This is a genomic window from Plebeiibacterium marinum, from assembly GCF_026013615.1.
GTDB lineage: Bacteria > Bacteroidota > Bacteroidia > Bacteroidales > Marinilabiliaceae > Saccharicrinis > Saccharicrinis marinus_A.
In genome coordinates, this window is record NZ_JAPDPI010000001.1 from 180,419 (window position 1) to 195,832 (window position 15,414).

Consider the following 15,414-nt stretch of genomic DNA (forward strand, 5'->3'; position numbering starts at 1 on the left):
TCAAAACATTTCATAAACAAACGAAGACCCTCCACTCAATTCCGAAAGAACAAAAACAGCTATGATATAGTATGCCATTATTCTAACGGTACGATATCTTTCCCAATAACTATTTATCTTGCTATAGGTCACTTTATAATCTTCTTCTAAAACTTCAATAAGTATGAAACCTAAAGCTAAAGAAACTCCAAAAACCAATGGCATTACTGAGATACCAAAATCTCCAATAAAATTAAATTCAAACAATTTTGCAAATAGCAAAATTGTCACATTTAGATTAGGAGAAAAGAAAAAACTCAATGCAAATCCATAAAAAACAAATGTAAATCCTCTACCTAACCAAACTCTTACATTTTGGGGCAATTTAGAAAAAAAGATTCCTCTTTGTCTTTTTGTAAAAAATTCAAATAGTATTGAGAGTGCCAAAACAAATCCTAAAATCATAAAATTCCATCCGGCGCCATGCCATATCCCAAACAACATCCAAGTAACAACAAGCCCATAAACCGATGCATAAACTCCCCATTTCCTTCTTCTGAAACTTACTTGTTTAAAAATATAATCATTAAACCATGATGATAATGAAATATGAAACCTTTTCCAGAAATTAGTTATATTCTGGGCTAAAAATGGACGATTGAAATTTGGCAGTAGATTTATTCCAAACAAACGGGCCATTCCAATTGCAATATCTGTATACCCTGAAAAATCAAAATATAAATACAACGGCTGCACAACAAATAGCAATAAGATATATTCTGTACCTATATCCCCAACATCTGAATATACAAATTGAACAAATGGAGCTAAATGATTGGCAATAACTAATTTTTTAAATAAGCCAAGCAATATAGTTTTCAATCCTATAGAAACACTCCCCTTTTCATAATCTTTTTCTCTATGAAGTTCTTTAAAAAAATGTTTTGATCTCTCTATCGGGCCGGAAATAAATTTTGGAAAAAAAGTAAGGTATAACAACAAATTTACAAATCGTTTTTCGGGTTTTTCCCAACCCATTTTTACATTTATCAAATAACCTATTGCCTGCAATGTAAAATAAGAAACCCCAACAGGAATAATATATCTTTCCAGATTATTAAAAACAAAATCTATATTTCCAAATCTAAGTATGGGATCAATCGTAAAACTGGTATACTTCAAAATTATGAGCTGTGAAAGATTTATTATTATTCCTGCTCTATATAATAACTTCTTCCTTTTAACGTTTGCCTGTACAATCCTTATAGCTAAAAAATAATTTACTAAAGAATAAAAAATTAAATATATAAGTAGTTCTATACTCAACGAAGCTATAAAACCACAACTAAGTATCACTAGGAACAAATTTCTATAAGGCCTGTTTAATAAATAATAAACAACTGCAGAAACAAATACTAAGCAAATAAAATATAATGAAACAATATCCATGCTAATCTATCGTCAATTAAAATTTCATCTCAAATCTAACAAAATGAAGAACCGGATAATTACAAATTTGATTAACCTTAAAAATTAATGGATAAAATAGGATTTTTTATGACATTTCTGGATTTGGGAATAAAACCAGTTCTTTTACATTGAATCAATGACAAATAAGCGAAACCTATTTTTATTATCAACGTAATCTTTTTGATGAATACATTGACTTGTTTAAAAAAATATATTATATAAGAATAGAGATAAAGATTAAAACACAAAACACAACACAACAGTTATGAAAAAGTTATTTTTAGGATTATTTTTTTTGGTTCTATTATGCAGTAATTTATTTGCCCAAACGGAGCCAAGCATATTGTCAAGCCCAGACACAAAAGCCTGGTATGTTGCTGAATCAGAATACATGACATTAATTAGTGGCAACCATGTTGACGAGTGGGCTGATAAAAGTGGCAATAATTACAATTTATGGCAACCATCCTCTCCTCTAGATTACAGGCCTACATTTAGCGGAGATAGTGTCGTCTTTGACACATATTTGGATCAATTAGAAAATCTTGACTTTGTACTATCTCAACCCATCACTGTTTATTTAGTATTTAAACGTTATGGATATAGTGGTGGCTACCATGAAATTGTTGATTTTGACGACATTAACATCTATGAATATTTAGATGGGGATTCAATATCTTGGGGAATTAGATCTGTTTCTGATGGGGGAAAACTAAATGCTTCTAGTTCTAATAAGGTACCTAAGCACAAATATGTTGTTCTTACTGCTACTTTTAATGGAACATCTTCATCAGTAAGAATTAATACAAACACTCCCGATATTGGAGGTACAGTCAATGCTTCTATTAATGCAGTCAGATTACTATTATCTCATAATGAATTAAATGGCTCAGTAAAAGAACTAATCGTTAGGGGAATTGATGATTCTGACTCTAATGAAATCAGCATTATTCAATGGTTAATGAATAAGCACGGCATTAGTGATTCTTCTGAAAAAACACAAGAGGATTTGGGGAATTCTTCAAGTGATGTTACAGAAGACCATAACACATTTGGTGATATTGGCGGGGATTATTATGTTTCTGTATACGGGGACGACGACAATCCTGGTACGTATGATCAACCGTTCGCCACATGGCAAAGAGCAATCGATGTTGCAATGCCTGGTGATACGGTTTACATAAGAGGGGGGGTATACTTGACCACAGAACCTACAAGGATTGATCCCGAATACTGGAAAGGCAGAGTTGGATATTGCGGAACTAAAGAAAACCCTATTTGTTATTTTGGTTATCCTGGTGAATGGCCAATTCTGGATTGTAGATACCATTGTGATTCTACGGAAATAAAATACAATAGTGCCCTCACAATTAATTACGCTGAACATTTATACTTTAAAGACTTTGAGATTCGGAATGTTTATCAATGCAGTGAAGGGGTAAACGGAGCAATCTCAACTGGCTATTCTCGGAATTTAACTTTTGAACACATTATATTACACGACATAGGACAAAGAGGTTTTTACATGAATGGAGGGGCCTGGATAACACACTATAACGATGGGGATACTGATGTATATCCTTATTGGGATACACCCGAAGATACTACACGTTTTATTAACTGTGATGTATATAATTTATGTGACTCCATATCCCCAACCCCAGGAAATGCTGCTGACGCCTGGAAGACAATACATTATAGAGGCAACTATATTTCTTGGGAAGGTTGCCGGGCCTGGAACTATACTGATGATGCTATTGATCCCTCATTGGTCAACGGAGGAGAATGGAGAATTAATCAATGCTGGGCTATGCCGGGTATGAATGAATATGAATACTTTGGGGATAAAAAAATGGAACACAATGGCTTTAAACTAAGTAGTACTCCATATTACGATCCTCCAAATTCTGTGCATATGGGAACGGTTTCAAATTGCGTTGCAGCATTTGCTCATGGCGGGTTTGGAACGCTTGAAAAAAACAAGCCGAGAGGAAACTTCTTGTTTTATAACAACACTGCATATTATTGTGTTCAAGGATACGGGGGAACTGGTGTTGGAACCAAAGACAATCCTCGTACAGCAATATATAAGAATAATCTTGAATATAAATCAACAGACATAAGTGCTATTGGGGGATCATATGGGGTTGTCCTCATGAGTGACCCTGGCCTTATTTATCCTGAGAGTCATAATACATGGGATGTAAAAGATGGATACCCGGATTTTCAGATTACTGACTCGGTAACTGTTACTGATGACGATTTTGTAAGCATTGATTCCTTGGAAATTATCTCACAATTAACAGCCCCACGCAAATCTGATGGATCATTACCTGACATAACCGTATTTCAATTAGCTGAAGGTAGTGATTTAATTGATGCCGGAACTTATGTGGGATTGCCATATAATGGAACAGCACCCGATATTGGCGCTTTCGAATTTGGAAAACCGATTATTGCCAATCAAAGTCCAAAAATTGGTATTACTTCTCCGGTCAATGAATCTTTGCTTGAAGAATCTGTAAATTCAATAAAAATTGAAGTAGAAGTATCTGACGCAGATGGCGAGATTACTCTAGTGGAGTATTATTGTGACAATATAAAAATTGGACAGTCATCCTCATCTCCATGGGCTTTCCAATGGGATAATATTCCTTCCGGAACTAGTTCTTTAAAAGCCATAGCTACAGATAATCTAAATGCAAAAACTGCTTCTTCAGTTATCACAGTAACTAAAAACACTGCAGTAGCTAATGTTAGCCCTGTTATTAGTATTACTTCTCCGAGTAATGAAACAGTACTTGAAGCATCAGTCAATTCCGTAAATATTGAAGTAGAAGTATCCGATTCAGATGGAGAAATAACTTTAGTAGAATACTATAATGACGAAATAAAAATTGGACAGTCATCCTCATTTCCATGGGCTTTCCAATGGACTGGAGTGCCGTTGGGCAATAGCTTCGTTAAAGCTATTGCTACAGACAATAATAATGCAAAAACTACTTCTTCAACAATAAAAATTACAAAGCCACAAACAGTACCTCCTAACAATATTGTTATAAAAAGAACGTCTAATAATCCAACAAAACGATTATTTGCAATCTTCTTTGATTATACTGGATTAAATGACATCACAGTAAACATTATCAACTTACAAACCAGCGAATCAAGTCACTACAAGACCATATCTCCCCAAAAAGTTTCAAACAAAATAGTTATAGACTTTATAGATTTCCCAACGGGAAATTATAAAATTGAAATTACAGACGGGGGCTCATTATCACAAATACCAGTATCAAAAAATTAATAAAACAAAAAAAGGGCTATTACGGCCCTTTTTTTTATTTTATTAATATTTCTTTTAAATGACCTAAAATTCTTTCTAAAGTATCGTCCGATAGATCAGAACCTGAAGGCAAACACAATCCAACATCAAATAATTTTTCAGAAACACTATTTAGGTATTTTGGATAATGTTTAAAAATTGGTTGCAAGTGCATTGGTTTCCATAAAGGCCGTGTTTCAATATTTACTTTTTCTAATTTTTCCTGAATTATTTCTCTATTAACTCTTATTTTTTTACTATCAATTATCATCGTTGTTAACCATCGATTTGAAAAGAAACGACCATCTGGTTCTTCCAGAAACTCTATACCATCAATACCACATAATTGTTGATAATAATATGAATAAACCTCCCGCTTCTGCTTAACTCTTTCATCAATTACTTCAAGCTGCCCCCTACCGATACCAGCTAATACATTACTCATCCGGTAATTATATCCAATATGGCTATGTTGGTAATGTGGCGCATTATCCCTGGCCTGAGTTGCTAGAAACCTGGCTTTACGGATTAACTCATCATCATTTGCCAAAAGAGCTCCTCCTCCGGAAGTAGTAATAATCTTATTTCCATTAAAAGAAAGTATCGACATTTTACCAAACGATCCAAGTGGTTTATTACTATATGTACTACCTAAAGCTTCTGCTGCATCTTCTATAACCGGAATACCAAATTCCTCAGAAATTTCCATGATTTCAGCCATCTTGGCAGGCATTCCATAAAGATGAACAACTACAATTGCTTTAACTTTATTAAGATTTCCATTCTTTTTCCTGTGCATCAAAGCCTCTCTTAATAATTCAGGATCCATATTCCATGTTGTAGTTTCTGAATCAATAAAGACAGGCATAGCTCCCTGATATACTATTGGATTAACAGTTGCCGAAAACGTAAACGTAGATACCATCACTTCATCGCCAGAATTAACACCTAATAATATCATTGCTAAATGTAATGCTGCAGTTCCTGAACTTAGAGCAGCAGTACTTCTGACATTACAATAACTTGATAAATCCTCTTCAAATGCATCCACATTAGGACCCAATGGCGCAATCCAGTTTTGATCAAATGCCTCATTTATGTATTTCTGTTCATTACCAGACATATTCGGAGGTGATAGAAATACTCTTAATTCATTTGTTAACATACTATTAAAATATTTAAGATTAGGGAATTATCACACAACTACAATTTAAAATTGAAAATAAATAAATTCCTGTTCACTTCCATTAAAAATTACAATCATGAAAATAATTATTGAGTATATAGTATACCTTAATAACACATGCCAATCAACCCAAAGTTTTTCAATTGCATATTGACATGAGCGGCCTTTCCACTCTATTAGGAGAAAACACATTACTATTACTAAAACCAACAAAGCTTTTTTCATCCCTAAAAACATTGGGACAGAAAAAATTGTCACAGAAAACATACTCAACAAATAGCTATAGGCATGCGAGATGTCATTAGCCCTAAAAAACACCCATGCAATAAGAGTCAGACTAAAAGTGACCATCATTAAAGTAAACTCACGTATTGATGGAAGAATTTTTCCTTTTGCAACCACTTCCAAATTGCTTCTGTTTTTTTTTGCTAACAAAAGAGGAAGAAAATAGATGGCATTTAGTACACCCCATACAATAAAGGTCCAATTTGCTCCATGCCAAAAACCACTAACAATAAAGATAACAAAGGTATTTCTCACCTTACTCCAAATTCCGCCACGACTTCCTCCTAAAGGTATATATAGATAATCACGAAACCATGTTGACAAAGATATATGCCAGCGACGCCAAAACTCGGCAATATCTCTTGAAAAATAAGGAAAATTAAAGTTTTGCATTAAACTAAATCCAAATAAACGTGAAGTTCCTATTGCAATATCAGAATAACCTGAAAAGTCGCCATAAATTTGAAACGCAAAGAAAAAGGCACCAAGTAATAAGGTACTACCCGAATATGCTTCTGAATTATTAAAAATTAAATTTGCAAATTCTGCACAATTATCAGCAATTACAATCTTTTTAAACAGCCCCCATAAAATCTGTCGCATTCCGTCTACGGCATTTGAATAATCAAAATCACGTTTATAATAAAACTGAGGTAACAAATGTGTAGCTCGTTCAATTGGACCTGCTACTAATTGAGGAAAGAAACTAACAAATGCAGAAAACGCAATAAGATCTTTTGTTGGCTCAAGTTTTTTTCTATAAACATCAATTGTATAACTTAAAGTCTGAAATGTATAAAAGCTTATCCCTACAGGTAAAATAATATTCAATGAATTAGCTTTAATATCTGTTCCTAAAAACTTAAAGGCTGTAATAAAGTTATCCAGAAAAAAATTATAATATTTAAAGAATCCTAAAAACCCGAGGTTAACCAGAATTGAAATCCATAATAGTACTTTTCTGCGTGATACTTTAGATTCATTTTTTAGTTTAAGCCCTACACTATAATCAACTAATGTGCTAAAGAATATTAATGAAAGAAATCGATAATCCCACCATCCATAAAACAGATAACTAGCTGCTACAATTAGTAAATTCTGAAATCTCAGGCTCTTATTAATCACAAACCAGTATAATATAAAGACAACTGGCAAGAATATGGCAAAATCAATAGAATTAAATAACATTGATGTATGTTCTAGTGTTGGTTGTTATTGATTTGACTAAATGTTTTTTTTAAATCAGAAATGAGGACTTGAGTAAACATGGTAGAACCTGTTATATTTAAGTGACTGGCGTTATAAAACAGACTTTTATTGTAACTCAAAAAACTATTAGAATAATCAATAAATGGAATATCATATTTATTTGCTAATTGGTTATATATTTCGAAAATATGTTCCCTGTTCTTCACAAAATCCTGTCCTTCGATATATTCTGGGGTATACACAAACGTTAACAAAATATTTTGACGCTTCAATTCTTTAATAAACTCTTCTAACAAATCCACAAGCTCTGGGTCTATCTGAATTTCAAAATTTTCATATTTGTTTTTTGCTATATTAAAATCCTCATTCCAGTCTTCTTCCATACCTAGATATCCATTTGTCCTGACTTTATCTTCATTATTAGAGAAAAGCTTTAATAAAAGATCTGACTTTCCTTTATACCTTACTAATGGTAAGACGTAATCTAAAAATGAAAATCCATTATATGATCTTGTAAATTGATAAATATCCCAATCCCAAAGCATATATGGCAAAAACTGATTTAATCCATACAAATCCTTTGCTTTAGCTAGGGAAAACACATCTATTGATAAAATAACCATTTTTGGGGGTCTATTCCGTTCGATGTATTCTTTATGTCTAAGAAATTGAATATTGAAATTTTGGCCATCAACACCAAAATTATAACACATTAGTTTTGTTGAATCTAATATCTGATTCGGATTAATATGAACCCAAGCTCTTGACGATCCATAAACAGCTACATCCACATCTAATTCTTCGCTATAAATATCATTCCATACTTCATATTCCCCAGGATACTCATGAATTTCTTTTATTTTAATTGAAAGCAGTGAATCAATAAAAATAGAAACAAAAAACAATGAAACTGTAAATAAAAGTAAACGCTCAATAAACTTTTTCATTATAAGATTTTAGAAGCATAATCAATTATAAAATAGCACAAAATTAGTGCGGAGGTATTTAATAGAAACAAAATCCCTTTCTTATTCCATCAATTATGCGGCAAGCAATAATATTTCTCACACTAAATACCGACCTATTTAAAACCAAAAATTGTTTTAAGTATTATATTAATATCCGTAAATAGTGAATTGTTATAATAATATGTTAAATTAATACTTACTTTATCAGGCCAGATCACTTCATCATTATAAGTCTTTGGCTCATCCACTGAGGCTAATATTTCTTCCTCGTTAGCATATTTTAAAGAAGCCGGTCCTGTTATCCCCGGACGCAATTCCAATATTTTTCGCTCCTCGCCGGATAGTCTTTCATAATATTCGGGCATATCCGGCCTGGGACCGACAAAACTCATATCTCCAATTAATACATTATATAATTCTGGGAGTTCATCAAGTTTAAATTTTCTTAATACCGCCCCCAAAGGAGTAATTCTATCTTCACCTTTAACAGAAATAGTATTTCCCCCATGGCAAACAATCATTGTTCTGAATTTATAAATCTTAAATAATTTCCCGTACCGACCGACTCTTTTTTGAACAAACAAAGCGGGACCTGGCATTCTTAATTTTATTAAAAATGTAATAATTAACAACAACGGCCATAGAAATAAAAGTCCAATAAAAGATGCCACAATATCAAAAATACGCTTTATCATATTTGTCCTTATACATTTAGCAATTCATTATAAACATCATAAAATCCATCCCAATATCCAAAAAAGCTTGAATTGTGAAATAATATAGTGAGACCCATGTGATACTTTTTAGCAATTGAAACATAATTTCTAATAACTTCCTTTGATTTATTTATTGAATAATTCCTACGCTGCTTTAATGTACCATCCATAATTACTAAAGGACGCTCCTTTAATTTTAATTCTTTTCTGTTTATAAAATCAAAAACGGTAAATTCATCTCCAGTACCACACCTAAATCCCTCTATATCGGCATATCCTAGAGAACTATCAATGTGCATTCCACAACTATCCCATATAGAAAGTGTCTTTGGCATATCCATTCTTAAAAAATGCTGCCTCCCTTCAGAAACCTTTTGCTGTAAGGCATTCTCAATCATATCTTTTTCATACTCCCATCTTTCCATATTATTATAAGTATAATATCCCGGATGAAATCCTAAAATATGTCCCCGCTCTTTTATCTTATTTACCACTGATAAAAACTTCTTTCTTTTGATATAATAACTCGTATCAAAAGGTTGCTTACTATCTGTAGACATAAAATAAAAATGGGATTTAAGTCCCAATTTTTCACTCACCTCCATTAAATACTCATATGTATCGAAAGGATCTTTCCCCCAAACATATCCAAGATTTTTAGCCGCTAACAATAGATTTCTCCTCTTGATTAAATCCCCCAATACAGTACGATAAGATGAATATGTTAAAGCATCCACGTCATGTGTTAATGAAAGCTGAAATTCTTTGTATACTCTTTTGCCTTTGTATCCCAAATCCACCAACATATTCCAAAGCATCTCAACATACTCATTTACAACTGGTCGGTGAAGAAGATTGTTTTTCCCTAATAAACTTTGATTCCCGGGAAATCGACCATGGTCATCATTATTCATTCCCAAATATTCTTCCCATCTGGAAAGCATAAAAAAAGACGAAGCAAATATATCGATTCCGCAAACTAAAGTTTCATCTGTAATAGTCATTTCTTCATCACCAAATAAAACTGGTATATCTTTTTCAACGATATACTTATTCTTACATAATTTTACGTCTTTGGGAATTGCATTTTTATTAAGATAAGATTTTTCCTTCCTTAAATTACCCCAGAAATGATCCTTAAAAAGAATCAAACTTCCATTAAAACCAATTGAATAACCTTCATTAGATTCATTCGCTGATATAGAATATTCTAATCCCAGGAATTGTCTGAATATAACACCTAGAATATAGCAACGTTCATTAATATTATCTACAGGAATTGTAATATGCAACATAAACAACTTTAATATTCGTATTATTATTTATATTTATTATTATACCCAATCCATTTTTTTATAACAGTCTTTAGCCTATTCTTCAAAAGATTTATTTTATGTTTAGTATTACTGATTCTGTCCTTATAAACATGAAAATACACTTCTTGAGCTCCACCGAATTGGCTATAGAAACTATTTATCCCTTTGATCATTGAACCTTCAAAATCAAAACATTTAGAGATATTTGAAGCAATATTAATTCCTTCCCATAATAATAAAGCTGCAGCGCCTGAATTTTTATATTTAGGATCTGTTCCTGAAATTAAATTGTAGAAAACATTCTCATCATAAATAAACAAATTTCCAGAATGAATATTACCTTCATTATCTTTTGCAAAGATCATTTTACACGCATTATTTTCTCTTGCTGCACTATAAATATCTTTAATAAGTTTTTTGGACCAAGGATTTCCCATATTCTGTTTAGCAAAGGTTTTATCCAATAAATACAAAAGAAGATCCAAATCTTCACTATGTACTAATTCGAGTTTTTTACGCGCTCTTTTTATACTGTTTTTAACATTTCCAGAAAAGCCTTTAAATACAATATCTACATCACTAATATCTTTGAGGCGATAACTTACTTTTGGAGTAATCTTATAATAATTCCAATAGAATGGCATAAAATCTTTATTATTAGTATCCAAACAAATACTTACTTCTGACCTTTCCGGAACCATTTTTAATAGTTTATCAACAATAATTCTCTGATTTTTCAAATGTCTATCCGTAGATACGATACTATTACACATCCAAAATCCTAAAGTTTGAGTTAAAATTGGCATGCATATCATTTTATTATACTCTACAATTGGCCACCTGGCAATCACTTCCTCATTTTCTTCAATCAATATCTCTCTCCAGTTACCTTGCGCTACAGCATCTAACCACCATGGTTGTTCGAAAATGCTATTAGTATATTTTGATATCTTCATTCTTTTTTATTCAGGCAAGTAAATCAATTAATTATCAACTTTACATTTCTGCACAAATTCTACTAATAAGTAATCATTCGATAGTTCCTTTATAACAACCATCGCAGTATTTTTCTTATGTGCACTAATTACTGCTGTATTATTTTTGCTTATTGTGGATAAGCAACGAAATCCCATATTCCACGATATAGTATACATAATATTGTTCATTAACTCCCCGATTCCTTTTCCTCGGAAATCTTTATCAATTAGTCTCCCCACGAAACATTCTTTATTGCAAAAAAAACGCAAAAAGAAATAACCAACCAGTTGATCCTTACAGAATACCCCCATCATTAAAAAGGCACTTTTATTAAGTTGCTTTTGAAGAGATACTATATCAAAGCCATGAGGACTAAAGTATCTCAAATCCTTTTCATTCTGATTATCAATCAAATAAAATAAATCCGAAATATCTATTCTACCAAGTGATCTAAAAGTATACTCTTCTGTATTATTTCTATTATAAACCTCTTCAAGTATTTTATCCAATTCTCCCTGGTAAACAACTCTAAATATTATATCATTAACACCTTCAAGGATACGCCACAAAATAGCGAAATGATGTTTAACAAAGATCAAGATTTTTTCCATTACTGGTATGCTAATAATTTACTCTTCAAACCTTTTTTTACAGGTAATTGCCATAAAGTTTTACACCAATTATGGTTCCCTTCTATTAACTCTGGTCCCGCATTTGTTATTGCAACATCCCAGCCAATTGATTTATTATCCTGATTAAAAAGAGCTGCTCGTTCAACTATTTGAACTACTTCCTTCCAAAATGGAATCTGAAAATTCTTTATACTTACCTCAGTTATTGGATGAATATCAACATCATCCTTCATTATATCACTAAAAACTCCAGCTCCACACACAACACCGGATTCCATATCAATAGGAGCAGCAATATTTCCTGCTGCCATATTATCTACTGGCGAATTAACAGTAACTCTAAGCCTTGCTCCTAAAAAGTCAACTTTGCCATTATTTAACTGAGTAAAAACTCTAACTGTATTTAAACCTGAAGGAGATAGCTTCATTAGTTCATCATGTTGAACAACGTACTCCTCAACCATATCAAAATCACTATCCTTCATATATTCAACCAGGCTTTGGGGTGAATATTCAGAACATTGGATGACCTCAACTTCTGCTCCTACCTGTCCCTTAGAACCTTTAAGCACTAACTTTTTCGAACCATTTTTTATGAACTCTTGCAAAGAAGCTATATTAGATTGAATCATATCAAGAGTAGAATATTTCCTCCTAATAAATTCCTTATAGAGATTTAAAAACTCAATTTTATTTTCTAATACCGATCTATTTTTCCTTGGATTCATCTTTAATTGGAACTCATACATAAATCCTGACCCAGCCCAATTACTCTTCTCAATTCTTTTTAAATTATAAAAACGAAATTGGTAATAATCTTTTATTGATATATTAAATTTAAATACATCAATAATTGAGTGAAAAATGATAAGCAAACGAGGTTTACCTTTTAGCTTTGCAACATATTCTGAAAACTTTTTTGTCTTCTTCAACTCCCCCTGCTTAAGGTAGTAGCATAAATACATGAACCGTCTAAACAAACTCATTTAAATATTTTTAATGCGTTTAAAAACTTACAATAGGTAAAAATAATTATTCATTGCCTCCCTGGATGTAACAAATTCTACATCAGGCCATTTTTTCACAATCTGTTTAAGAAGTTTCTCCAACTCACTAATCCCCGCATCCCTATTTTCCTTACATATTGTTCCCATAAAATTTGCCCTATGAGTACTTATGTTAGCAGGTTTCCCCCACCTAAAAGATGCTTCAATTTGTTTTAAGGTATATTCAATACCTCTATAATTCTTTTCTGTAGGTTCAAATACACAATTACGTGTATAATATATTAATCCATCATTTGTTTTTTTGCCAGGTGTGTACTTTTTTACTTTTATTGAACCTCTACTATCGGGAATAGTCATATTGCGATTAACATATAAATACTTTATTCCTGATTTTGCTAAACTTTTTTCAAAAATTGGATGAAATACAAGATTTGATGGGGCAAATACTTCTGGTTTAAATTCAAAAGTGGTTTCAAAAATTTTTACTGCATCAAATATTGATTGTTTTAAAAAAGGTATATGATGCTCTGAAGCAAAAAAAAACTCTGGCCTAAACCCCTGAACTTCTTTATGTATATTTGATAAGCAAAGTGAAACAAAGCCATGATCAAATGCAGTTCGTAATTCTTCATTACCCTGCCTTAGCTCCTCCATCCAAACCTGAACCGAAATATGCTCGCGTCCATGCAATTCTGGAAAAAAAATTCCTCTATCAATCCCCTGCCTCCATATATTAAATACATTATTATCGTAGTACTTTTCCAGGGTATGTGTAAAGGGTTCGTAGAAATATGTTTTATATCCTGACTCCTTGATCTTATCAAAATCAGGGTTAGTCATGTTACAAACTGCTGTAATTACAGCACTATTTCCTTTACTATCTTTTACCTGCTCCAAACACTCAAATAATATTTGCAAATCCTCTGAACTGGCTAATGTATCATAATCATACCTACTAGGCTTAATATTTAAACCTGATTTAATTATTTTTTCATGTACCTTTTTTGAAGGCATACGAATCCCTCCCCAATCATCACATTCAATAACCACATATTTTTTTTTTATATGTTTTCCTGGTATATTTTTAAGATTGGTCTTAATTATCTCTTTAAAGTTCATAGGGAATATATTTAATGATACTTAGCCTAAGCAAGATTCATATATTCTAACAGCATTTTGATTTGTGTACTCTTTTGAAGCCTCAATAGAATTACGGCTAATAGCTTTCAACTTATCAGGGTTGTTTCTAAGATCTAAGATAAATTCTTTCATTCCTACTATATCATCCTTTAAAAAAGTACGGCCTATATTATGAGTTTGCACCAAATTTGCAATAGAAGATTCAAGAGATGCTACTGCCATAATTGGAACCCCGGATGCTAAAATATTGTAGACTTTACTTGGCACGCTTATATCAGGAACTCTATCATCCAGTGTTACAATTGATATGTAAGGAACACACAAAGATTCATATAACTCTTCATCTTTACGGAAAGGCAAAACCTTACAATTTCCCAAATCCCTCTCTTTAATAAGTCTCTCAATTACATTTTTACGTTCTCCTCTTCCTATTATCAAAAACTCAATATCACCATTATTACTCAGGCTTTCAGCAAGTTCTACAATTACCTCAACATTATGTGTAACACCAATATTACCTGAATACTGCACAACAAATTTTCCTGACAATCCTTCTCTTCTAATAATACTATTATGCTCTCTGTCAACAGGTAATTTCCCAGAAAAAGCAGACCAATTATGAATTACTTCCACATTGGCATTCGGGTAATACTTTTTTACACCTTCTTTCAACTGATTACTCAATGTAAAAACCTTACATGCTTTCTGAAACACTTTTTTATTTTGTTTTGCCCACCATTTATAAAGCAACCGATCTTCAGAACGCCCTCGTATTTTTAGTGCATCTGGATAGAGATCATATATCATAATATAAAATGAAGATCTAAAAAAAGAAGCAAGTAAATATGCAGAAGGTGGTATTGTATAATAGAACACTTCATGCTTTCTATATTTTATGAGAAGCAAAAAGAAAACTTGCAATGTTCCTAGTGCCCAACTAAAAGCCTTTCTAAAGTTATTACCTCTATCGTATATGGATATTTTAGATATATCCACTTTGGAATCCAATTCAACATCTTGCACTCTGACACTTCCACATATCAGGGCTACCTCATCATAATCCTTCGCAAAGGTGTTTACAACATCAATTGTGAGATAACCAGTGGCCTGATTAACAAATACAATTTTTCTTTTGGGTTTAGTTTCGATAGCTCCCATTATTACTTGCTAAATATTTCTCATATTTTTTCACCGCTTTCTTTG

General features: G+C 32.2%; 12 protein-coding genes. 1 reads left to right on the forward strand and 11 read right to left on the reverse strand.

Going from position 1 to position 15,414, the window contains the following annotated elements; all coding sequences use genetic code 11:
• Complete coding sequence (locus OM074_RS00750) at positions 1-1,428, reverse strand: MBOAT family O-acyltransferase (RefSeq protein WP_301197350.1); 1,428 nt, start codon at positions 1,426-1,428, stop codon at positions 1-3.
• 286 nt (positions 1,429-1,714) lie between these two features.
• Between OM074_RS00750 and OM074_RS00755 the strand changes: the two genes are divergently transcribed.
• Positions 1,715-4,756 (forward strand): right-handed parallel beta-helix repeat-containing protein, encoded by a 3,042-nt coding sequence (locus OM074_RS00755; RefSeq protein WP_301197351.1) that lies wholly within the window; start codon positions 1,715-1,717, stop codon positions 4,754-4,756.
• Positions 4,757-4,790: 34 nt separating this feature from the next.
• On the opposite strand, the gene OM074_RS00760 is transcribed toward OM074_RS00755, so the two are convergent.
• The 10 genes from OM074_RS00760 to OM074_RS00805 form a co-directional block, all read right to left on the reverse strand.
• Positions 4,791-5,939 (reverse strand): aminotransferase class I/II-fold pyridoxal phosphate-dependent enzyme, encoded by a 1,149-nt coding sequence (locus tag OM074_RS00760; RefSeq protein WP_301197352.1) that lies wholly within the window; start codon positions 5,937-5,939, stop codon positions 4,791-4,793.
• Between the two features lie 45 nt (positions 5,940-5,984).
• Positions 5,985-7,433 (reverse strand): MBOAT family O-acyltransferase, encoded by a 1,449-nt coding sequence (locus OM074_RS00765; protein WP_301197353.1) that lies wholly within the window; start codon positions 7,431-7,433, stop codon positions 5,985-5,987.
• 11 nt (positions 7,434-7,444) lie between these two features.
• A complete protein-coding gene (locus OM074_RS00770) occupies positions 7,445-8,401 on the reverse strand; it encodes a hypothetical protein (RefSeq protein ID WP_301197354.1) in 957 nt (318 codons plus the stop codon).
• Positions 8,402-8,535: 134 nt separating this feature from the next.
• Positions 8,536-9,117: a sugar transferase gene (locus OM074_RS00775; protein ID WP_301197355.1), complete on the reverse strand. Its 582-nt coding sequence runs from the start codon at positions 9,115-9,117 to the stop codon at positions 8,536-8,538.
• A gap of 8 nt (positions 9,118-9,125) precedes the next feature.
• On the reverse strand, positions 9,126-10,433 hold the full coding sequence (locus OM074_RS00780; RefSeq protein ID WP_301197356.1) for a polysaccharide deacetylase family protein: 1,308 nt from the start codon (positions 10,431-10,433) through the stop codon (positions 9,126-9,128).
• A 23-nt stretch (positions 10,434-10,456) separates the two neighbouring features.
• Positions 10,457-11,410, reverse strand: coding sequence for a GNAT family N-acetyltransferase (locus tag OM074_RS00785; protein WP_301197357.1), 954 nt, complete (start codon positions 11,408-11,410; stop codon positions 10,457-10,459).
• A 27-nt stretch (positions 11,411-11,437) separates the two neighbouring features.
• Positions 11,438-12,043: a GNAT family N-acetyltransferase gene (locus OM074_RS00790; RefSeq protein ID WP_301197358.1), complete on the reverse strand. Its 606-nt coding sequence runs from the start codon at positions 12,041-12,043 to the stop codon at positions 11,438-11,440.
• Positions 12,043-12,996: a sugar-transfer associated ATP-grasp domain-containing protein gene (locus OM074_RS00795; RefSeq protein ID WP_301197359.1), complete on the reverse strand. Its 954-nt coding sequence runs from the start codon at positions 12,994-12,996 to the stop codon at positions 12,043-12,045. Before OM074_RS00795 ends, OM074_RS00790 begins: the two co-directional genes overlap by 1 nt.
• Before the next feature lie 81 nt (positions 12,997-13,077).
• On the reverse strand, positions 13,078-14,190 hold the full coding sequence (locus tag OM074_RS00800) for a hypothetical protein (RefSeq protein ID WP_301197360.1): 1,113 nt from the start codon (positions 14,188-14,190) through the stop codon (positions 13,078-13,080).
• Positions 14,191-14,211: 21 nt separating this feature from the next.
• Positions 14,212-15,369 carry a glycosyltransferase family 4 protein gene (locus tag OM074_RS00805; protein WP_301197361.1) on the reverse strand — a complete coding sequence of 386 codons (1,158 nt, stop codon included), beginning with the start codon at positions 15,367-15,369 and terminating at the stop codon, positions 14,212-14,214.
• Between the last annotated feature and the right edge of the window lie 45 nt (positions 15,370-15,414).